Source organism: Microbispora sp. NPDC088329 (assembly GCF_040685655.1).
Classification (GTDB): Bacteria; Actinomycetota; Actinomycetes; order Streptosporangiales; family Streptosporangiaceae; genus Microbispora.
The window spans coordinates 221,827-241,841 of sequence record NZ_JBFBIP010000011.1 but is presented as its reverse complement, the minus strand read 5'-3'; the positions used below and the strand labels follow the sequence as shown (position 1 = coordinate 241,841).

13 protein-coding genes are annotated in these 20,015 nt (G+C 72.0%); 9 read left to right on the top strand and 4 right to left on the bottom strand.

Translation table 11 applies throughout. From position 1 onward, the window contains the following. Position 1: 1 nt before the first annotated feature. From AB0O28_RS22115 to AB0O28_RS22090, 6 genes are all read left to right on the top strand, one after another. Positions 2–1,132: a 2-hydroxyacyl-CoA dehydratase family protein gene (locus AB0O28_RS22115; protein ID WP_363642960.1), complete on the top strand. Its 1,131-nt coding sequence runs from the start codon at positions 2–4 to the stop codon at positions 1,130–1,132. Continuing rightward, a complete protein-coding gene (locus tag AB0O28_RS22110) occupies positions 1,120–2,367 on the top strand; it encodes a 2-hydroxyacyl-CoA dehydratase family protein (RefSeq protein WP_363642958.1) in 1,248 nt (415 codons plus the stop codon). The genes AB0O28_RS22115 and AB0O28_RS22110 overlap by 13 nt, the downstream gene beginning before the upstream one ends. Before the next feature lie 240 nt (positions 2,368–2,607). After that, on the top strand, positions 2,608–3,534 hold the full coding sequence (locus tag AB0O28_RS22105) for an SDR family NAD(P)-dependent oxidoreductase (RefSeq protein ID WP_363642956.1): 927 nt from the start codon (positions 2,608–2,610) through the stop codon (positions 3,532–3,534). A gap of 10 nt (positions 3,535–3,544) precedes the next feature. Then, positions 3,545–4,435, top strand: coding sequence for an amidohydrolase family protein (locus tag AB0O28_RS22100; protein ID WP_363643001.1), 891 nt, complete (start codon positions 3,545–3,547; stop codon positions 4,433–4,435). After that, positions 4,432–4,890 (top strand): MaoC family dehydratase, encoded by a 459-nt coding sequence (locus tag AB0O28_RS22095; RefSeq protein WP_363642954.1) that lies wholly within the window; start codon positions 4,432–4,434, stop codon positions 4,888–4,890. The genes AB0O28_RS22100 and AB0O28_RS22095 overlap by 4 nt, the downstream gene beginning before the upstream one ends. 231 nt (positions 4,891–5,121) lie before the next feature. Beyond that, positions 5,122–6,663, top strand: a complete 1,542-nt coding sequence (locus tag AB0O28_RS22090; RefSeq protein WP_363642952.1) for a long-chain fatty acid--CoA ligase — start codon at positions 5,122–5,124, stop codon at positions 6,661–6,663. Here AB0O28_RS22090 and AB0O28_RS22085 read toward each other — a convergent pair. Then, positions 6,652–7,653 (bottom strand): hypothetical protein, encoded by a 1,002-nt coding sequence (locus AB0O28_RS22085; RefSeq protein ID WP_363642950.1) that lies wholly within the window; start codon positions 7,651–7,653, stop codon positions 6,652–6,654. The genes AB0O28_RS22090 and AB0O28_RS22085 overlap by 12 nt on opposite strands. Before the next feature lie 396 nt (positions 7,654–8,049). On the opposite strand from AB0O28_RS22085, the gene adhE reads away from it, so the two are divergent. After that, complete coding sequence (gene adhE, locus AB0O28_RS22080) at positions 8,050–10,680, top strand: bifunctional acetaldehyde-CoA/alcohol dehydrogenase (protein ID WP_363642948.1); 2,631 nt, start codon at positions 8,050–8,052, stop codon at positions 10,678–10,680. A 65-nt stretch (positions 10,681–10,745) separates the two neighbouring features. Beyond that, entirely contained in the window at positions 10,746–11,246 is a 501-nt protein-coding gene (locus tag AB0O28_RS22075) for a flavodoxin domain-containing protein (protein WP_363642946.1), read from the top strand. Positions 11,247–11,354: 108 nt separating this feature from the next. Here the strand turns inward: AB0O28_RS22075 and pflA are convergent, their stop codons facing one another. Together pflA and pflB are read right to left on the bottom strand one after the other, a co-directional pair. Next, positions 11,355–12,140 (bottom strand): pyruvate formate-lyase-activating protein, encoded by a 786-nt coding sequence (gene pflA, locus AB0O28_RS22070; protein ID WP_363642944.1) that lies wholly within the window; start codon positions 12,138–12,140, stop codon positions 11,355–11,357. Beyond that, positions 12,140–14,401 carry a formate C-acetyltransferase gene (pflB, locus tag AB0O28_RS22065; RefSeq protein WP_363642942.1) on the bottom strand — a complete coding sequence of 754 codons (2,262 nt, stop codon included), beginning with the start codon at positions 14,399–14,401 and terminating at the stop codon, positions 12,140–12,142. Before pflB ends, pflA begins: the two co-directional genes overlap by 1 nt. A gap of 379 nt (positions 14,402–14,780) precedes the next feature. Here pflB and AB0O28_RS22060 point away from each other — a divergent pair, with 379 nt between their 5' ends. Continuing rightward, on the top strand, positions 14,781–17,288 hold the full coding sequence (locus AB0O28_RS22060; protein WP_363642940.1) for a cation-transporting P-type ATPase: 2,508 nt from the start codon (positions 14,781–14,783) through the stop codon (positions 17,286–17,288). 3 nt (positions 17,289–17,291) lie between these two features. Here AB0O28_RS22060 and AB0O28_RS22055 read toward each other — a convergent pair whose 3' ends face one another. Further along, a complete protein-coding gene (locus AB0O28_RS22055; protein WP_363642938.1) occupies positions 17,292–19,949 on the bottom strand; it encodes a GNAT family N-acetyltransferase in 2,658 nt (885 codons plus the stop codon). Between the last annotated feature and the right edge of the window lie 66 nt (positions 19,950–20,015).

Genomic DNA, 20,015 nt, shown 5'->3' with positions numbered 1-20,015 from the left:
CATGCCCACGGCGCTGACCGCGCTGGAGGAGGCGTACGCCCGGCGCGGCGCACCCCGTCCCCTGGCCTCCACGGCCCCCCCGGCCTCCACGGCCGTCCCGGAGGGCCCGGCCGATGACCGGACGCCGGTCATCGGCTACGTCGGAGCGGACATTCCGGTCGAACTGCTGACCGCCGCGGGGGCCCGCGCGATCCGCCTCACGGGCGACCCGGAGTCCGGCTCCGAGCTCGGCGACCGATACCTGGGCGGCGGTGTGGACCCGATGGCCCGCTCCGTGCTCACCCGGCTGCTCGCCGGGTCCTTCGGCGACCTGGATCGCATCGTGGTCTCGCACGACTGCGAGGCGTCCCTGCGGCTGTTCTACGCGCTGCGCGAGCTGCGCCGGGTGGAGCCGGGCACGGGACTGCCCGAGGCGTACCTGGTGGACATCCTGCACCTGCCGCACCGCACGACCGCCCGGTACAACCGCCGCAGGATCGGCGAGTTCGCCGCCAGGCTGGAGGCCTGGACCGGCCGCCCCCTCGACCTGGCCGGAGCGGTGGCGGCGCACAACGAGCGGCGCCGTCTGCTGGCCGCCGTCGCCGACCTGCGCCGGGCCGCGCCCGCCCGCCTGACGGGGCGGCAGTTCCTCGCGGTGGCGGGCGCGGCCCTGCCCGTGCACGAGCACATCGCGCTGCTGGAACGGCTGCTGGCCGAGGCGGGACAGCTCGGGGAACACGCGGGGCGGCGCGTCTTCCTGAGCGGCAGCGACCACGACACCCCGCACGTGTACGACGCGATCGAGTCCGAGGGCTACGTGATCGTCGGTGAGGACCACTCCTTCGGCGGCCTGTCCCCGGACAGGCCGGTCGGCGCGGGCGGCCTCGACGCGCTGGCCGAGCACTACCACCACAGCGGCCCGACCGCCCACCGGGCCACGGTGAGCGAGCGCGCGGCCCACGCGGCGAGGGCCGTACGGCACTGCGGGGCCGAGCTCTTCGTCGCCTATTCGAGGACCGGCGACGAGGCTCCGGCCTGGGACTTCCCCGCGCAGCGCGCGGCGCTCGACATCCCCGCCGTGCTGCTGGAGCGCCAGGAGTACGGGCGTGCCGACCTGACCGGTCTGCGGAAGGAACACCCATGCGCAGTGTGAAATCCCTCGCCACGGCGGCCGAGGCGGGCAGGCACCAGCGCGAATGGTTCGCCGACCTGCGGCGGCGGGTCGCCGCCGGCGAGCCGTTCGCCCTGCTGAACGCGGACGTCCCGCACGAGATCTTCCGCACGATGGACATCCCGTACGCGGTCAGCCAGTGGTGGGCGTCCCTGGTGGCCGCCAAGCAGCGCTCGGGGCACTACCTGGAGCTGGTGCGGCAGCGCGGCTACCCCGACTACTCCGAGCAGTACAACTCGGTCACCCTCGGCTCCGCCTTCGATCCGGAACCGGAGGCCGGCCCGTGGGGCGGCCTGCCCAAACCGACCATCGTCGTCGGCGACGCCACCGGCGACGTCACCCGCAAGGTCTTCGACATCTGGGGCCACGAGCCCGGGGTCACCTTCTATCCGCTGGAGAGCGCCGCCGAGAACGAGGTCCCCGCCAACTGGTGGGAGCTCATGCCGCACCGATGGGAGCAGGCGGTCGGCCCGGCCCGGCTGGACCTGCTCACCGGGGAGCTGGAGAACCTCGTCAGGTTCCTGGAGACCACCACCGGCCGCCGCTTCAGCGAGTCGCGCTTCCGCGAGGTGATGGCCCTGGTCAACGAGCAGGAGGAGTGGAACAGGAAGGCGCGCGACCTCATCGCGCGCACCCGGCCCGCCCCGCTCGGCGTCGTCGACAGCATCCCCAGCGTCATGCTCCCGCAGTGGCACCGAGGCACCGAGTGGGCCCGGGACATCGCCAAGCGGTTCTACGAGGAGGTGCGCGACCGGGTCGACGCGGGTCAGGCCGCGTGCCCGGACGAGCGCGCCCGGCTGATGTGGATCGGCCGCGGCCTCTGGTACGACATGGGCTTCTACCAGCGCTTCCAGGACGAGTACGGCGCGGTGTTCGTCTGGTCGATGTACCTGGCCATCGCCGCCGACGGGTACATCCGCTACGGGGACGACCCGATGAGGGCGCTGGCGGCACGCTTCGCCGCCTTCGGCGACCAGCTCTACACCCCGCCGTGGTCGAGCGAGTGGTATGTGAAGGAGGCCCGCCTGCACGGCATCGACGGCGTGGTCCACCTGGTCTCCGACGACCCCCGCGGCAGCTACTTCACCGCCAGGGCACTGGAGGCGGCCGGGATCCCGGTGATCGAGATCCACGCCGACAACGTCGACGCCCGCACCTTCGACGACGAGGTGGTCAAGCGCATCGGTCAGTGGCTGGAGAACGTCGTCCTGGCCTGACCTCGACGTGACGCGGCGGCGCCCGTCCCGAGGCGGCCGCGTGGCACCCACATGCCCGGAAGGGGCCGCTGGCGCGCGCCCGCTGCCGCCTGCCCGTCGTTCCCTGCCCGATCCCGGTGCGGATCTCGTACGGATCAGGGCCTGTGGGAGGCGGAGCGGGAACGTTGGGCAAATCTTTGACGATCGTCATGAGAGCGTCATATATTCCAATCAATCGCCGTACAACTCAGGGGGAATCCCATGGATCTTTCCGGCAAGGTCGCCGTTGTCACAGGTGCGGGCCGCGGGCTCGGCCGCGCGTACGCCGAGGCGCTTGCCGCGGCCGGGGCGGCGGTGGTCGTCAACGACGTGGACGCCGACGCGGCCGCGCGGGTCGTCGAGGCCATCACCGCCAAGGGCGGCCAGGCGAGGAGCGTCGTCGCCCCGGTCGGATCCGCCGAGGTGGCCGACCGGCTGGTCACCACCGCGGTCGAGGAGTTCGGCCAGCTGGACGTGATGGTCACCAACGCGGGCATCCTGCGCGACCGGGTCCTGTGGAAGATGTCGGACGACGACTTCGACGCGGTGATCGACGTGCACCTGCGCGGCACGTTCACCTGCGCGCGGGCCGCGGCGATCCGGATGCGCGAGCAGGGGACCGGCGGCCGGCTGATCCTGATCTCCTCGCCGGCGGGCCAGCGCGGCAACTTCGGGCAGACCAACTACGCGGCGGCCAAGGCCGGCATCGTGGCGATGGCCAGGACCTGGGCGATGGAGCTGGGCAGGGCGAACATCACGGTGAACGCGGTCGTCCCGGTGGCGGCCACCGAGATGACCAAGACCATTCCCGTGTTCGCGCCGATCATCGAGGAGTCCGAGCGGACCGGCCGGCCGTTCCCCGAGTGGCTGCGCAAGGACGAGGGGCTGGGCACGGTCGAGGACGTGGCGGAGCTCGTCGTGTTCCTCGCCTCCGACGCCTCCGCGGGGGTGACCGGCCAGGCGATCGGGATCGGCGGCGACCGCCTCGCGCTGTGGTCGCACCCCAGCGAGAAGGCCGTCGCGTTCGCCGACGGAGGGTGGACGGCCGAGACCATCGCCGCCTCCTGGCAGTCGGGCGTCGGCGCCGAGCCGGAGACGTACGGCATCCCCGCGCCGAAGGTCCCCGCTTCGGACGCTCAGGGGGCCTGACATGGCCGTCATGAACGTCGCCGATCTCGTCGCGATCGACGTCCACACCCACGCGGAGATCTCCAAGGACGGGCACGGTTCGCTGAGCCCGGAGCTGTTCGGCGCCTCGGAGGACTACTTCAAGGCCCACGGGCACCGGCAGCCCACCATCGCGGAGATGGCCGCGTACTACCGGGAGCGCACGATGGCCGCGGTGGTGTTCACCGTGGACGCCGAGCACGCCACCGGGCACCCGCGCATCTCCAACGAGGAGGTGGCCGAGAGCTGCGCGGAGCACGCCGACGTGCTGATCCCGTTCGCCAGCGTCGATCCCTGGAAGGGCCGGGCGGGCGTGCGCGAGGCGCGGCGGCTGGTCCAGGAGTACGGCGTGCGCGGGTTCAAGTTCCACCCGAGCATCCAGGGCATCGCCCCCAACGACCCCGTGGCGTACCCGTTGTACGAGGCGATCGAGGAGCTGGGCGTCCCGGCGTTGTTCCACAGCGGGCAGACCGGCATCGGCGCGGGCGTCCCCGGCGGGGGCGGCATCCGGCTCAAGTACGGCAACCCTATGCTGGTGGACGACGTGGCCGTGGACTTCCCCGAGCTGCGGATCATCCTGGCCCATCCCTCGTTCCCCTGGCAGGACGAGGCGCTGGCGGTGGCCACGCACAAGCCGTACGTCTACATCGACCTGTCGGGATGGTCGCCGAAGTACTTCCCGCCGCAGCTCGTGCGGTACGCCAACACGCTGCTGAAGGACAAGGTGCTCTTCGGCTCCGACTACCCGGTGATCACCCCCGACCGCTGGCTGACCGACTTCGACAAGCTCGAGATCAAGCCCGAGGTCCGCCCCAAGATTCTGAAGGACAACGCCGTACGCCTGCTCGGGCTCGGCACGCAGGAGAGGACGACAGACGCATGACCACCACGGCGTACGGGCTCGACGAGATCAGGGCGCTGGCCGGCAAGGACCTCGGCCACAGCGGCTGGCTGGAGATCACCCAGGAGCGGGTGAACACCTTCGCCGACGCCACCGACGACCACCAGTGGATCCACGTCGACCCGGCCAGGGCCAAGGACGGCCCGTTCGGCGGCACGATCGCCCACGGATACCTGACCCTCTCCCTGCTCATCCCGCTGTTCAACGAGCTGCTCGACATCCAGGGCGTGAAGATGAGCATCAACTACGGCCTGGAGAAGGTCCGCTTCCCCAGCCCGGTCAAGGTCGGCGCCAGGATCCGCCTCGGTGCCGCCGTCGTCTCCGTCGAGGACGTTCCCGGCGACGGCGTCCAGATGCTGCTCGACTTCACCGTCGAGATCGACGGCGCGAACAAGCCCGCCTGCGTCGCCCGGGCGATCTACCGGCACTACGCCTGAACTCTGGTCGGGCGCCGTTCCCGCCCGGAGGCGGCGCCACGGCCCTCGTCATCCGGCCACGCCTTACGTCCCGGTCGTCGTCGCATGGGCCCGCCCCGAGGGCGGCGACCACGGGTTCGGCCCGTTGCCGAACGGGGCACAGACGGATTCTCGGTGGGCCGCGAATTCCACACAATCGGCCGACGGGCGGGAACGTGGCCGAGCGGCCGGCTCACAGGAGGTCGAACACCAATGCGCAACGCCGGACTGGGAGGGTGGCCCGCCCGCCGGGCCCAGATGTCACCGGACCGGACCGCCTTCGTCTTCGCGGACCGGCCCGTCACCTACGCCGAGGTCCACGAACGGACGACACGGCTGGCGTCGCGGCTGCGCGAAGCGGGGGTGCGTACCGGTGACCGGGTCGCCTACCTCGGCCGCAACCACGTCGCCTTCGTCGAGACGATGTTCGCCTCGCACCTGCTCGGGGCGATCTTCGTGCCGCTGAACTTCCGTCTGGCCGCGCCGGAGATCGGCTACATGCTGGACCACTCGGGCGCCGAGGTCCTGATCTACGCGCCCGAGTGCGCCGAGGTGGTCCGCGCCCTGCCGGCCGCTCTTCGGGAGGTCGTCGCCCTCGACGCTCCGGGACCGGGGGAGCGGCATTACGAGACCTGGCTGGCGGAGGGCGATCCCACCCCGATCGACACGCCTGTGCGGCTGGACGACACCGCGCTCATCCTCTACACCTCGGGGACGACCGGGCGGCCCAAGGGCGCGATGCTCACGCACGGCAACCTCGTGTGGAACTGCTTCAACCTCCTGCTCGGCGTCGATGTCACCAGCGACGAGGTGACGTTGATCAGCGCGCCGCTCTTCCACGTCGCCGCACTGAACCAGACCCTGCTGCCGACCTTCCTCAAGGGCGGCTGCTCGGTGATCATGCCGTCGTGGGACGTCGACGAGTGTTACGACCTCATGGAGAAGTACGACGTCACCTGGATGTTCGGGGTCACCACGATGTTCGCCGCGTTCGCCCGGTCGCCCAGGTGGGCCGGCGCTGACCTGTCGTCGCTGCGTCACCTCATGGCCGGGGGAGCGGCGATCCCCGCCGCCCTGATCCGTACGTACCAGGAACGGGGCCTGGTGTTCTGCCAGGGATACGGGCTCACCGAGACCGCCCCCGGCGCCACCTTCCTCGAGGCCGGCCAGAGCGTGCGCAAGGTGGGGTCGGCGGGGGTGCCGGTGTTCTTCGCCGACGTACGGGTCGTGCGGCCCGACGGCGCGGACGCGGCGGTGGGACAGCCGGGTGAGGTGCTCATCCAGGGGCCGAACGTGACTCCCGGCTACTGGCGCAACCCGGAGGCGACCGCGGCCGCGTTCTCCGACGGCGGCTGGTTCCGCTCCGGCGACGTCGGCGTCCTGGACGAGGAAGGCCACCTGTACGTCGTCGACCGGGTCAAGGACATGTACATCTCGGGTGGGGAGAACGTCTACCCGGCCGAGGTCGAGGCGGCGATCTTCGAGCATCCGGCCGTCGCCGAGGTCGCCGTGCTCGGCGTACCCGACGCCAAATGGGGCGAGGTCGGCCGCGCGTTCGTGGTCCTCCGCCCCGGAGCGAGTGTCACCACCGATGAGCTGCGCGCATTCCTGCGCTCTCGCCTGGCCAAGTACAAGGTCCCCGTCTACTTCGACATCGCGGACGACCTGCCGAAGACGGGCTCGGGAAAGATCCAGAAACCGCGACTGCGACGCCTCCCGCTGCCGACTGCCGGCACCTCCCCTTCATCGGCATGACCGCGGCTCCGCCGGTCTCCGCCGCGAGACCCCCGTCTCCGCCTCCAGCTCCGCGGCGGGGCGGCGGGGCGCGCGGGGGACCGCGGGGCCGTACCCCAGCCGGATGATCATTTGAAGATGCCCGCGCCGGTGGCGGGGATCGCTGTGCCTGCGCATGTCGCGGAGGTCGAGCGGCTGGTTGAGGAACGACGCCGAGATCCCGTGGAGGGTCGCGGTCAGCAGCACGCGTTGCAGGGCCTGACCGGCGCGCAGCCAGTCGACGGGGCCGTCGCCCGCGGTGGTGAGCACCGCCAGCTGAGGGCGGGACTCGAAGTGGACCGGCCCACGCCCCCTGTGCGTGCCGAAGTCCCGGACCGGCGCCGGGTCGTCGGCGCAGCCGGGGCCCCGCACGTAGGACGGCATGCCCTCGCGGCCGTTCCCGCTCGTCGTCCACGCCCGCAACTCGGCCCGGTAGTCGCCGTTCCCGGCGAGCGCCTCGTCGGCGATGGCGACGTACTCCAGGAGATCCGCGGAGGCGTGCCGGCCGAGCATGACCAGGCCGGCTCCCTCCCGGGCGGCCGCCTGGCGCAGGTCGGCGAGCACATCGCCGGGAATCCGCCGCTCGCTGAACGGCTCCCGGTTGGTCCGGCGCAGGCCGATGCATTCGTAGAGTTCACGAGTCCCCGAGGGAGCCGGCCCGTACGGCGACACGCGTACGGCGGCCAGGAGCCGGGGTTCCTCCTCTGTGTTCGGCAGCAGCCAGATCAGCGGCCGGTGACCGGACGTCCGGACGGCGAGCCGGAGGTTGAACAGGGCGGCGCCGCAGCTGACGTGCAGCGAGCGCCGGCGGGGGTCGCTGACCCGCAGCCACCGGTCGGGGTCGGCCAGCAGCTCGGCGAACTCTCCCCGGACCGTTTTGAGCCGCCAGGGCTGCGTGTTGAGCACCGAGGGCGCCTGCCCGGCGGCGGTGAGTAGCCGCTGAAAGGCGAGTTCCGAAGCGAAGGGAGACATCACGGCGCACCTTCTTCGTGGAGGTCGTCTCACAGTCTGCTGACCATGCCGGTCCGGCGGCAGGGCCTGTGGGACCGACAGGTGAGGACCTCCGTCGCCGGATCGGGGGACCGATCGCTCTTGCCCGGGCCGCCCGGAGACCGGGCACCACCGAGCATGACGATCCTGCCGGAGTCACGGCCGTCCACCGGCCGGAGGATTGGTCGGTCTGGATGGGCGAGGACAGGTCGACATCGACGTGCCGCGCCGTGATTCGGTAGGTCTTGACGCTCACCTGGGAGGAGCCGAGATGACCTAGGTCCTACGGGGTGGGGTCCTTGCGCAGCGGTGCGGCCGCGGCGGCTCCAGAAGGATGAAGGCGACAAGCCGGCCGATGGAACTCACGAGGTGATCCAGATGACCGACTCCCCGACCGGAGCCGCCCTGCCCGTGCACACCGCGATCGACACGCTGGTGAACGGTGCGCTGAAGGCGCTGACCGAGTACGAGTCCTTCACCCAGGAGCAGGTCGACCACATCGTCGAGAAGGCGTCCGTCGCCGCGCTGGACCGGCATGCCGCGCTCGCCCGCCTGGCGGTGGAGGAGACCGGCCGTGGCCTGTTCGAGGACAAGGCGGTCAAGAACATCTTCGCCTGCGAGCACGTGACCCACAGCATGGCCGGCCTCAAGACGGTCGGCGTGATCTCCCGCGACGAGATCGACGGCATCGTCGAGATCGCCGATCCCGTCGGCGTGGTCTGCGGCGTCACGCCGGTCACCAACCCCACCTCCACCACGATCTTCAAGGCGCTGCTGGCGCTGAAGACCCGCAACCCCATCGTGTTCGCGTTCCACCCGGCGGCGCAGCGGTGCAGCGAGGAAGCGGCCAGGATCGTCCGCGACGCAGCCGTGGCGGCCGGCGCGCCCGAGCACTGCGTCCAGTGGATCGAGGAGCCCTCGCTGGAGGCGACCGGGGCGCTGATGCGACACGAAGGCGTATCGGTCATCCTCGCCACCGGCGGGAACGCCATGGTCAGGGCCGCGTACTCGGCGGGCAAGCCCGCACTCGGGGTCGGCGCGGGCAACGTCCCCGCCTACATCGAGCGGACGGCCAAGCTGCGCCGGGCGGTCCACGACGTCGTGCTGTCCAAGACGTTCGACAACGGCATGATCTGTGCCTCCGAGCAGGCCGTCATCCTCGATGAGGAGATCTACGACGCCGCGCTGGCCGAGTTCGCCCGGCTGCACGCCTATGTCGCGACGCCCGAGGAGAAGGCGAAGCTGGAGGAGTTCGTGTTCGACGTGACGGCGCACGGCGCCTCCTGCTCCGAGACGAGGCTCAACCCCGACGTCGTCGGGCGTACCCCGCACTGGATCGCCGGGCAGGCCGGGTTCGCCGTACCGCCGGACACCTCCCTGATCCTCGTCCCGGTGGACGAGGTCGGTCCGCGTGAGCCGCTGACCAGGGAGAAGCTGTGCCCCGTGCTCGCCGTGCTGCGGGCCCGCACCCGAGAGGAGGGCCTCGCCCTGGCCGAGCGCATGGTCGAGTTCGACGGCCTCGGGCACAGCGCCGTCATCCACACCGAGGACGCGGCACTCGCCGAAAGGTACGGCACGAGGGTCAAGGCGGTGCGGGTGATCTGGAACGCCCCCGCCTCCCAGGGCGGCATCGGTGACATGTACAACGCGTTCCTGCCCTCGCTGACCCTGGGCTGTGGGAGCTACGGGCACAACTCCGTGTCGAACAACGTGTCGGCGGTCAACCTGATCAACGTCAAGCGGATCGGGCGGCGCAACAACAACCTGCAGTGGTTCAAGGTCCCCGCGAAGATCTACTTCGAGCCGAACGCGATCCGCTACCTCGCGGACATGCCGGAGGTGCACCGCGTCACGATCGTGGCCGACGCCGTGATGACCCGGCTCGGGTACGTCGATCGCATCACCGACGTGCTGCGGAGACGCGGCGAGCGGGTGACCCTGCAGATCATCGACGACGTCGAGCCCGAGCCCAGCGTGGCGACCGTCGACAAGGGCGCCGATCTCATGCGGGCCTTCCGGCCCGACACCATCGTCGCGCTCGGCGGCGGCTCGGTCATGGACGCCGCCAAGGTGATGTGGCTGCGCTACGAGCACCCCGAGGTCGTCTTCGCGGACATGAAAGAGAAGTTCTTCGACATCCGCAAGCGCGCCTTCCGCTTCCCCGCGCTCGGCGAGCTCGCCCGCCTGGTGTGCGTGCCGACCACCTCGGGCACCGGCGCGGAGGTCACCCCGTTCGCCGTGATCACCGACACCGCGACGGGCAAGAAGTATCCGCTGGCCGACTACGCGCTCACCCCCAGCGTCGCGATCGTGGACCCGGTCCTCGCCGCCGACCTGCCCAGGGTGGTCACCGCCGACAGCGGCTTCGACGCCCTCACCCACGCCATCGAGTCGTACGTCTCGGTGTACGCCAACGACTTCACCGACGGCCCGGCCCTGCACGCCATCCGGATCATCTTCCGGTACCTGGAGCGCGCGGTCACCCGCGGCGCCGCCGACCCGGAGGCCAGGGAGAAGATGCACAACGCCGGCACGATCGCCGGCATGGCCTTCGGCAACGCGTTCCTCGGGATCGTGCACGCCATGTCCCACACGCTCGGCGCCACCTTCCACGTGGCCCACGGGCGTACGAACGCGATCCTGCTGCCGCACGTCATCCGCTACAACGGCACCGTCCCGTCGAAGCTGACGGGCTGGCCCAAGTATGAGGACTACCGGGCACCGGAGCGATTCCAGGAGATCGCCCAGACGCTGGGCCTGCCCGCGGCCACGCCGGCAGAAGGGGTGGAGTCGCTCGCCGCGGCCGTCGAGCGCCTGCGCGACGCGGTCGGGATCGAGCGGTCCTTCCAGGACGTCGGCGTCGACGAGCAGGCGTTCCTCGGCGCGCTCCCGCAGCAGGCGCTCAACGCGTACGAGGACCAGTGCGCGCCGGCCAATCCCCGGATGCCGATGCTGGAGGACATGCAGGCGCTGATGCGGGCCGCCTACTACGGGTGTGCGGCGGAGTAGGCGGCCCATCCGCAGCGGAGTGACCCTCTGACGGAGTGACGCACCCGAGACAAGGAGGTCCGGAGATGACACGGCTGCTGGTCGCCTACGGATCGAGGCGAGGCTCGACCGCGGAGATCGCGGGCTGGATCGGCGAAGCCCTGCGCGGCCGGGGGATCGAGGTGGAGGTGGCGGACGCGGGGTCGGTCCGCGACGTGACGCCGTACGACGCCGTGGTGCTGGGCGGAGCGCTGTACGCGGGACACTGGCACAAGGACGCCCGGCGCTTCGCCCGGCGGCACGCCCGGGCGCTGTCCGGCCGGCCGGTGTGGCTGTTCAGCAGTGGGCCGCTCGACCGCTCCGCCGAGGAGGCCGACATCCCGCCGGTCCCCCAGGTCGCCCGGGCGTCGGCCGCCCTGCACGCGGTGGACCACAGGACGTTCGGAGGGCGGCTCGCGCACGACGCCACGGGCTTCATCGCCTCCGCGATAGCCAAGAGGTCGGGGGGCGACTACCGCGATCCGGATCGGATGCGCGCCTGGGCGCGGCGGGTCGCCGAGGACCTGACGGCCACGCGGCACGCATAGGTGAAAGGGATCAGAAGCCGTGCGGACTGCCTCAACGGCGGTCCGCACGGCTTCTGATCACGGCCGGGTTCCCGCCCCCGGTCCATCCGCGACAGCTCATCCGCGACGTCAGACACTGCGGACGCCGTGGGAGGCGAATTGGGCGTGCACGCGGTCAAGCAGGTCCCGGCTGGGCGGCTGGACGTCGGCCAAGGGGTAGGTCAGCCCGAGCCGGGCGTACTTGCCGGTGGCCATGCGATGGAAGGGCAGCACGTCGACCCGTTCGACGTTGCCGAGCGACGCGACGAACCGGGCCAGGCCCTCGACGTTCTCCACGCCGTCGGTGTGGCCGGGGACCAGGACGAACCGCACCCAGACCGGGCGGCCCAGGCCGGCGAGCCGGCGGGCGAAGCGCAGGGTCGGCTCCAGGCTTCCTCCGGTGAGCCGCCGGTAGCCCTGCGGGTCCCACGACTTGATGTCGAGCAGCACGAGGTCGGTGTCGGCCAGCAGCGCGTCGCTCGCCCGGTCGCCGAGAGAGCCGGAGGTGTCGAGCGCGGTGTGCAGGCCGCTGTCGTGGCAGCGGCGCAGCAGTTCCCCGGTGAAGCGGGGCTGCAGCAGCGGCTCGCCGCCGCTGACCGTCACCCCGCCGCCGGCGACCGAGATGAACCGCCGGTAGCGGTCCACCTCGGCCATGACCTCGTCGACGGTGACCCGGCGGCCGTCGTGCATGCGCCAGGTCTCGGGATTGTGGCAGTACAGGCAGCGCAGCGGGCAGCCGCAGGTGAACACCACGAAGCGGGTGCCGGGACCGTCCACCCCGACCGACAGGTCCCACGACTCGATGACGCCGCCGCCCGCCACCGGCTCCGAGGCGCGGAACTCGGCGGCGGCGTCACGCAGCAGCCTGTCGCGCATCACAGCCGACCGTGGAAGGTGCGGTCGATCACGTCCTGCTGCTGTTCGCGGGTGAGCCGCACGAAGTTCACGGCGTAGCCGGAGACCCGGACGGTGAGCTGCGGGTACTTCTCCGGGTGGTCCATCGCGTCCACCAGAGTGGCCCGGTCGAGCACGTTGACGTTCATGTGGAAGCCGCCCGCGTCGAAGTAGCCGTCGAGCACGCCCACCAGGTCGGTGACCCGGTCCTCGGCCGTGCGGCCCAGCCCGTCGGGGGTGACCGTGCTGGTCAGCGAGATGCCGTCCTGCGCCTGCTCGTAGGGGAGCTTGGCCACCGACAGGGCCGAGGCGACCAGGCCGTGCCGGTCGCGGCCGTTCATCGGGTTGGCGCCGGGGGCGAACGGCGTGCCGGCCCTGCGCCCGTCGGGCGTGTTGCCGGTGTGCTTGCCGTACACCACGTTGGAGGTGATGGTGAGCACCGACTGGGTGTGCTCGGCTCCCCGGTACGACGGGTGGCGGCGGATCTTGTCCATGAACGACCGCACCAGGTCCACGGCGATGGCGTCGGCGCGGTCGTCGTTGTTGCCGTACGCCGGGTAGTCGCCCTCGACCACGTAGTCCACGGCCAGCCCGGTCTCGTCGCGGAGCACCCGGACGGTCGCGTGCTTGACGGCCGACAGGCTGTCGGCGACCACCGACAGGCCCGCGATGCCACAGGCGAGCGTGCGCTTGACCGGGTAGTCGTGCAGCGCCATCTCGATGCGCTCGTAGGCGTACTTGTCGTGCATGTAGTGGATGACGTTCAGCGCGTTCACGTATGTCTTCGCGAGCCAGTCCATCATGCGGTCGAAGGCCGCCGCGACCTCCTCGTAGTCGAGCACCTCGCCGGTCAGCGGCGGGTGGACCGGGCCGACCTGCTCGCCGCTGATCTCGTCCCGGCCTCCGTTGATCGCGTACAGCAGGGCCTTGGCGAGGTTGACCCGGGCGCCGAAGAACTGCATCTGCTTTCCGACGGGGGCGGCCGAGACGCAGCAGGCGATGGCCGTGTCGTCGCCGTACGCCGTTCGCATCAGCTCGTCGCTCTCGTACTGGATCGAGCTGGTCTCGATGGACAGGCGGGCGCAGAAGCGCTTGAACGGCTCGGGCAGCCGCGGCGCCCAGAAGACGGTCAGGTTCGGCTCCGGGGCGGGGCCGAGGTTGCGCAGCGTCTGCAGGTAACGGTAGCTGGTGCGGGTGACCAGCGGCCTGCCGTCCGCGCCGATGCCGCCGATCGACTCGGTCACCCAGGTCGGGTCGCCGGAGAACAGCTCGTCGTACTCGGGGGTGCGCAGGAAGCGGACGACGCGGAGCTTGATGACGAAGTCGTCGACCAGTTCCTGGGCCTCCTCCTCGGTCAGCAGGCCGTCGGCGAGGTCCCGCTCCAGGTAGACGTCCACGAACGTCGAGGTGCGGCCCAGCGACATCGCCGCGCCGTTCTGCTCCTTCACCGCGGCCAGGTAGGCGAAGTACAGCCACTGGATCGCCTCGCGCGCCGTGCCGGCCGGATGGGAGATGTCGTAACCGTAGGAGGCGGCCATCCGCTTCAGCTCGCCCAGCGCGCGGATCTGCTCCGCCAGCTCCTCCCGGTCGCGGATGACCGCGTCGGCCGAGTCCTCCCCGTCCAGCGAGCGCAACTCGGCCCGCTTGGCCTCGATCAGCCGGTCCACGCCGTACAACGCGACCCGCCGGTAGTCGCCGACGATGCGCCCGCGGCCGTACGCGTCCGGCAGCCCGGTGATGATCCCCGCCCGGCGGGCGGCCCGGATCTCGCGGGTGTAGGCGTCGAAGACGCCGTCGTTGTGCGTCTTGCGATACTTGGTGAAGATCTCCTTGACCCGGGGGTCGAGCGTGTACCCGTAGGCTGCCAGTCCGTTCTCGACCATCCGTAGCCCGCCCGTCGGCATGATCGCCCGCTTCAGCGGGGCGTCGGTCTGCAGGCCGACGATCAGCTCACGGCCGGAGTCGACGTAGCCGGGCCGGTGCGAGGTGATCGAGGAAGGCGTGGCCGTGTCCACGTCGTACACGCCGCGCCGGCGCTCCTCGGGGAACAGGTCCGACACCTTCGCCCAGACCGCGCGGGTCCGCTCGGTCGGGCCGGCCAGGAACGACTCGTCGCCCGCGTAAGGCGTGTAGTTGGCCTGGATGAAGTCGCGCACGTCCACCCGCCTGCGCCAGGTCGCGCCGCGGAAGCCGCGCCATGCTCCATGTGCGGTCGTTTGTGCGCCGACCTCTGTGACCGTCATCGCCCACCCCTTCCGTCGGTGTCCGCCTCCACTGTCGTCTCCACTGTCGTCTCCGCCGTCGCCTGCCTCTCGGAGCAGAGGTCACCGATCACGGGGACCAAAGTCATCCGCGCGATGAAAGGGGACGGGCGGGAGCCCGGCCGGCTCCCGCCCGTCTCGTCCGCCCTCCGGTGATCGCGAGGACCTGTCTTGCGGTCAGCTACCGGTTCGACCGGAGCGGCGGCGCAGGGGCTGTTGCGCCTCTGTCTCCCGGCACTTACGCCTCTACGGCCATCCCCGCGGACCCGCCCGGCGGCCGTGAACATCTGGCCGAAGGTCCCTCGCCCGGATGCCTTTGGCCCACGGTCTCCCCGTACGTCCGGGTGATCTGCTGTTGAGCATGGAGACCACCGTGCGGGAGCCGATCGGCCTGAGCGAGAAGACGGCATCGGAGCGGCTGGCCGAACACGGGCCGAACGAGCTCCCGCAGCCGAGGCCGCCACGCCTGCCCGTCCGCGCCGCCCGCCAGCTCGCCGACCCCATGTCGATCCTGCTGCTGATCGCCGGGCTGGTCACCCTGGTCGTCCTGGGCGAGGTGCCCGAGGGCGCGGCCATCCTGATCATTCTCCTGGTCAACGTGGTCATCGGGGTGAGTCAGGAGGCGAGGGCCGATCATGCCGTACGGGCGCTGCGCACCCTCACCGCGCCCATGGCCAAGGTCGTCCGCGGCGGCGTCGTACGGAGGATTCCCGCCGCCGAGGTCGTACCGGGTGATGTGGTGCGGGTCGCGGCCGGGGACCGCGTCCCCGCGGACGCGCGGGTGGTGCGGGCGGACGCGCTGGGTGTGGACGAGGCCGTGCTCACGGGGGAGTCGCTGTCGTCCGACAAGCGGGCCGGGGGAGCGGACAAAGCCGGCGGCACGCTCGCCGACCGCCGCACCGAGCTGTTCGCCGGGACGCTCGTCGTCCGGGGCTCGGGCGTGGCCGAGGTGACCCGGACCGGCGCGGGCACCGAGATGGGACGCATCGCCTCCGCGCTGGGCGCCGGAGTCAAGGGACCTCTGACGACGGAACTCGCCCGGGTGTCGCGGCGGATCGGCCTGGTCGCCGTCGTGGCGGGCGCCGTGATGATCCTGATCGGGCTCACCCGGGTCCAGCGGGGCGAGGCCGCGCTCCTCGACATCATTCTGGCCGGGGTGGCGCTGGCCATCGCCGCTGTGCCGGAGAGCCTGGCCGCAGCCGTGACCACGGCGCTGGCGCTCGGCTCACAGCGCATGGCGCGGCTCGGCGTGATCGTCCGGCGGCTGCCGGCCATCGAGGCGCTGGGCGCGACCACCGTCATCGCCACGGACAAGACAGGCACGCTGACCACCGGGCACCTGACCGTGACCGACCAGGTGACGGTGTCAGGAAGCGACCTCTGGCGGGCCGCGCTGCGGTGCAACGACGCCCGCGACGGGCTGGGGGACGCGGTCGACGTGGCCCTCGCCGTGGCCGCCGGCCGGCAGGGCGTACGGCTGCCGCCCGGAGAGGAACGCCTGGCCGCCCGGCCGTTCGACGCCGGCACGCGCTCGATGGCCGTGATCACGACGGCGGCCGGGGGCCCGCCACTGCTGACGGTCAAGGGCGCCCCGGAAGTGGTGCTCGCGCGCTGCGTTCCCGGCCCGGAGACCGAGCGGCTGGTGCGAGCGGTGCCCGGTCTGGCGGACCGGGGCCTGCGGGTGCTCGCGCTCGCCGGCAAGCACTCAGACGACCCGGACGCGGCGGGACTGCGTCCGCTCGGCCTGGTGGCGCTTCGCGACGAGATCCGCCCCTCGGCGGCGCGGGCGGTGGCGGACTGCCGTGCCGCGGGCATCCGCGTCGTGATGGTGACCGGTGACCACGCCGACACCGCCCGCGCCATCGCCGGGGAGGTGGGCATCGACACCGACCCCGTCGTGACCGGCGCCGCGCTCCGGGACCTCGCCGAAGCCGACGAGCCGGCCGGACGATCCGCCCGGCTGCGCGAGGCGGCCGTGCTGGCCCGCGTCGACCCCGTCACCAAGCTCGACCTCGTACGCGCCCTGCGCGAGGACGGTCAGGTCGTGGCCATGACCGGCGACGGAGTGAACGACGCCCCCGCCCTGCGCAACGCCGACGTGGGGGTGGCCATGGCCGGGGAGGAGGGAACGGACGTCGCCCGGGAGGCGGCCGCCGTGGTCGTCACCACCGGTGATCTGGGCACGATCGTCGCAGGAGTGCGCGAGGGACGACGCCTCCGGCACAACGTGGCCTCGATGGTCGGATATCTGCTCACCGGCAACCTCGCGGAGATCCTGATCGTCCTGACCGGCCTGCTCGCCTGGCCCGATTTGGTTGTGCCGCTGCTCCCCGTGCAACTGCTGTGGATCAACCTGGTGCTGGACGGCATTCCCGCCATCGCGCTCGGCGCCGACCGGCCCGCCGGCGACCCCCTGGCGCTGCGCCCGCACACCGGAAGCCTGCTCTCCTGGCCGGTCCTGACCCGGATCGCGCTGCGAGCGGTGGCCGTCGGCGCGCTCGTCTTCGCGGCCGTCGAGGCCGCCCGCCGCCTCGGCTGGAGCGAGCAACAGGTCCGCAGCCAGGCCGTGCTCGCTCTGGTCTTCGCCCGGCTGACCCTCGCTTACGTCGTCCGGGCCCGCCGCCGGACCTTCGAGCGCGACTGGTGGCGGGGCCGGACCGTACTCGTCGCGGTGACCGCCACCGCGGCGCTGCAGGCGCTCGTGACGGTGGTCCCTGGGCTGGGCGCGCCGCTCGCGCTGGTGCCGCTGCCGCCCGCCGGCTGGGCGATGGCGCTGGGCGCCGCCGCACTCGCGGCACTGGCGTGCGACATGGTGCGCTCACCCGCGAACGGCGGCTTCGCCACGCGGCGCCGGCTCCCTCAACCATGACTTCTAGCGAAGACGGCGCCGGAAGGGGGAGGGGAGAGGCGGAGCGGGTGCGAGCCGTACGCGCACGTCCACGGCCACCGCTGAGTCCGGCGTGACGATGACGGGGTTGAGGTCGAGTTCGGCGATGTAGGGCTGGTCGTCCATGAGGCGGCCGACGCGCACGATCTGATCGGCCAGCGCGCGGATGTCGGCCTCCGGGCGGCCTCGGTAGCCCCGCAGGAGCGGCGCGCAGCGCAGCTCGCCGATCATGCGCCCGGCCTCGGCCCGGCCGATCGGCGGCACACGGAAGGCGCGGTCGGCGAGCAACTCCGTCGTCACCCCGCCGAGCCCTGCCATGATCAGCGGCCCGAACGTCTCGTGCGCGACGCCTCCGATGATCATCTCGACGCCCTCGGCGGCCATGGCCTGGACGATCGCGCCGGTCATGGCGGAGCCGAGGCGGGCGGCCATGTCCCGGTAGGCCTGCCGGACCTGCTCGTGTGTCCGCAGATCAAGCCGGACGCCGCCGACGTCGGACTTGTGGACGATCCGGGGTCCGGTCGCCTTGAGCACCGCGGGCAGTCCGGTGAGCGCGGTGGCCTCGGCCGCGGCCTCGGGCCCGTCGACGGCGACGGACTCGGCGACGTGGACGCCGTAGGCCGACAGCAGGCGGGTCGCGGTGCGTTCGTCCAGCCAGCGGCCCCCGGGATGGGCGGCCAGGTCCGCGGCGACGATCCGCCGGACGGCGGCGAGGTCGATGCCCGCGACGTCCTCCGCGGGGCGTGCCGGCCGGGCCCGCCATGTGGCGTGGGCGGCGGCCCGGGCGAGGGCGTGCACGGCCTGCTCCGGGAAGGCGTAGGCGGGCACCCTGCCGTCGATGAGCGCGTCGTGCCCGGCCAGGCAGGCGAGCACGGGCTTCCCCGTGCCCATGGTCGCGGCCGTGATCGCCCTCCTCGTCGCGTCCAGACCGGACCCGAACGGCGGCGTGTAGACGATCAGGGCGGCGTCGGCGCCCTGGTCGGCGAGGACGGCCGAGATCGCGAAGGCGAAGTCCTCGGCGCCGGCCTCGGCGGTGAGGTCGACGGGGTTGCCGACGGCCGCGGCCGGGCGGAGCCGTGCGCGAAGCGCCTCCATGGTGGCGGGGGACAGGTCCGGCACGACCAGGCCGAGCCGCTCGCAGGCGTCCGCGGTCATCGCCTGCGGGCCGCCGGAGTTGCCCACGATCGCCACCCGGGGGCCCTCCGGAAGCGGTTGGAAGGCCAGCAGCCGGGCGGTGTCGAGCAGGTCCTGGACGCTGTCCTCCCTGATCGCGCCGCAGGCGCGCAGCAGGGCGTCGACTGCGACATCGGGGGTCGCCGCGGCGGCGGTGTGCGAGCGGACCGCCCGGCTGCCCGAGGCGCTGCGCCCGCTCTTCACGACGATGATCGGTTTGCGGGCGCTGATCCTGCGGGCGATCCGGGCGAACCTGCGAGGGTTGCCGAACGATTCGAGATACAGGGCGATGACGCGCGTGTCCGGATCGTCTTCCCAGTATTCGAGCAGGTCGTTGCCGCTGACGTCGGCCTTGTTCCCGACCGAGGCGAAGGAGGAGACACCGAGGCCGAGCCGCCCGGCGCGTTCGATCATGGCGGCCGCGACCGCGCCCGACTGCGACATCAGGCCCAGCGGACCCGCGGGCGGGCGTCCGGGCAGGAAGCCGGCGTGCAGGCGGGCCGCGGTGTTCACCACGCCGAGGCAGTTGGGTCCGATCAAGCGCATGCCCGCCTCGCGGCAGACGCCCAGCAGTTCCCGTTCCGCATCGCGGCCTCCTGCTTCGGCGAACCCGGCGGTGAGGACCACCAGGGCGCGCACCCGGTGACGGGCGCACTCGCGGGCGACGCCGAGCACGGCGGGGGCAGAGACGGCGATCACCGCCAGCTCGGCCGGGCCGGGCAGCGAGGCGACGTCGGGGTATGCGGGCAGGCCACATACCTCGTCGGCCCGGGGATTGACCGGGTAGACCGGCCCGGGGAAACCCGCGTCGACCAGGTTGCGCAGCACCCGGTGCCCCACGCGGGCCGGATCGCGGCTGGCCCCGATCACGGCCACCGAGAAGGGGGCGAACACGTGTGCCAGAGAGTTGCGCTCCGCCTCGTGCGCCCGGGCCTCGATCTCGGCCACGAGCCTCTCGGTGGGGCGCGTGGCGATGCGGACCTCGACCTGCCCCTGCTCGTAGCGCCTCTCCACCGGCAGGCCGAGATCGTTCAGCACGCGCAGCATCGCCCGGTTCTCCGGCAGGACGGTGGCGACCAGGTCCTCGACTCCCGCGTCCGCCGCGTCCAGCGCCAGGTGTTCGAGCAGCAGCGTGCCGAGCCCGTGGCCGTGCACCACGTCGTCCAGCAGAATCCCGACCTCGGCCTCCCGCCGGTCCGGGCCGGGAATGCACTCGGCCACGCCGACCACGAGGCCGCCGACCAGAGCGACCAGGGCCTGCCCCGGATAGCAGGGGCCGGTGATCCGGTCCATGTACGCATGCGCAGAGGCGGTGCCACCGGTGAAGAACCTCAGATACGCCGAGCGCGGGAAGGACCTGGTCACCAGCGCGTGCAGGGCGTCCCGGTCGGTCGGGCACAACGGGCGGATGTGCGCCACCCCGCCATCGCGCAGTAGGACGTCACAGGCCTCGGCCACGGTTCGAGCCATGCGTCCAGCCTCGTCGACCGTCTGGCACGTCATCAGGGGCGTCCTTCCCTTTCCGCCGGGACCCTG

Excerpts from the sequence above, each read along its gene's own strand:
- AB0O28_RS22055 (WP_363642938.1), bottom strand. The coding sequence starts at position 19,949 with ATGGCTCGAACCGTGGCCGAGGCCTGTGACGTCCTACTGCGCGATGGC.
- AB0O28_RS22060 (WP_363642940.1), top strand. The coding sequence starts at position 14,781 with ATGGAGACCACCGTGCGGGAGCCGATCGGCCTGAGCGAGAAGACGGCA.
- pflA (WP_363642944.1), bottom strand. The coding sequence starts at position 12,140 with ATGCGCGACAGGCTGCTGCGTGACGCCGCCGCCGAGTTCCGCGCCTCG.
- AB0O28_RS22095 (WP_363642954.1), top strand. The coding sequence starts at position 4,432 with ATGACCACCACGGCGTACGGGCTCGACGAGATCAGGGCGCTGGCCGGC.
- AB0O28_RS22105 (WP_363642956.1), top strand. The coding sequence starts at position 2,608 with ATGGATCTTTCCGGCAAGGTCGCCGTTGTCACAGGTGCGGGCCGCGGG.
- AB0O28_RS22085 (WP_363642950.1), bottom strand. The coding sequence starts at position 7,653 with ATGTCTCCCTTCGCTTCGGAACTCGCCTTTCAGCGGCTACTCACCGCC.
- AB0O28_RS22110 (WP_363642958.1), top strand. The coding sequence starts at position 1,120 with ATGCGCAGTGTGAAATCCCTCGCCACGGCGGCCGAGGCGGGCAGGCAC.
- AB0O28_RS22100 (WP_363643001.1), top strand. The coding sequence starts at position 3,545 with ATGAACGTCGCCGATCTCGTCGCGATCGACGTCCACACCCACGCGGAG.
- AB0O28_RS22075 (WP_363642946.1), top strand. The coding sequence starts at position 10,746 with ATGACACGGCTGCTGGTCGCCTACGGATCGAGGCGAGGCTCGACCGCG.
- adhE (WP_363642948.1), top strand. The coding sequence starts at position 8,050 with ATGACCGACTCCCCGACCGGAGCCGCCCTGCCCGTGCACACCGCGATC.
- AB0O28_RS22090 (WP_363642952.1), top strand. The coding sequence starts at position 5,122 with ATGCGCAACGCCGGACTGGGAGGGTGGCCCGCCCGCCGGGCCCAGATG.
- AB0O28_RS22115 (WP_363642960.1), top strand. The coding sequence starts at position 2 with ATGCCCACGGCGCTGACCGCGCTGGAGGAGGCGTACGCCCGGCGCGGC.
- pflB (WP_363642942.1), bottom strand. The coding sequence starts at position 14,401 with ATGACGGTCACAGAGGTCGGCGCACAAACGACCGCACATGGAGCATGG.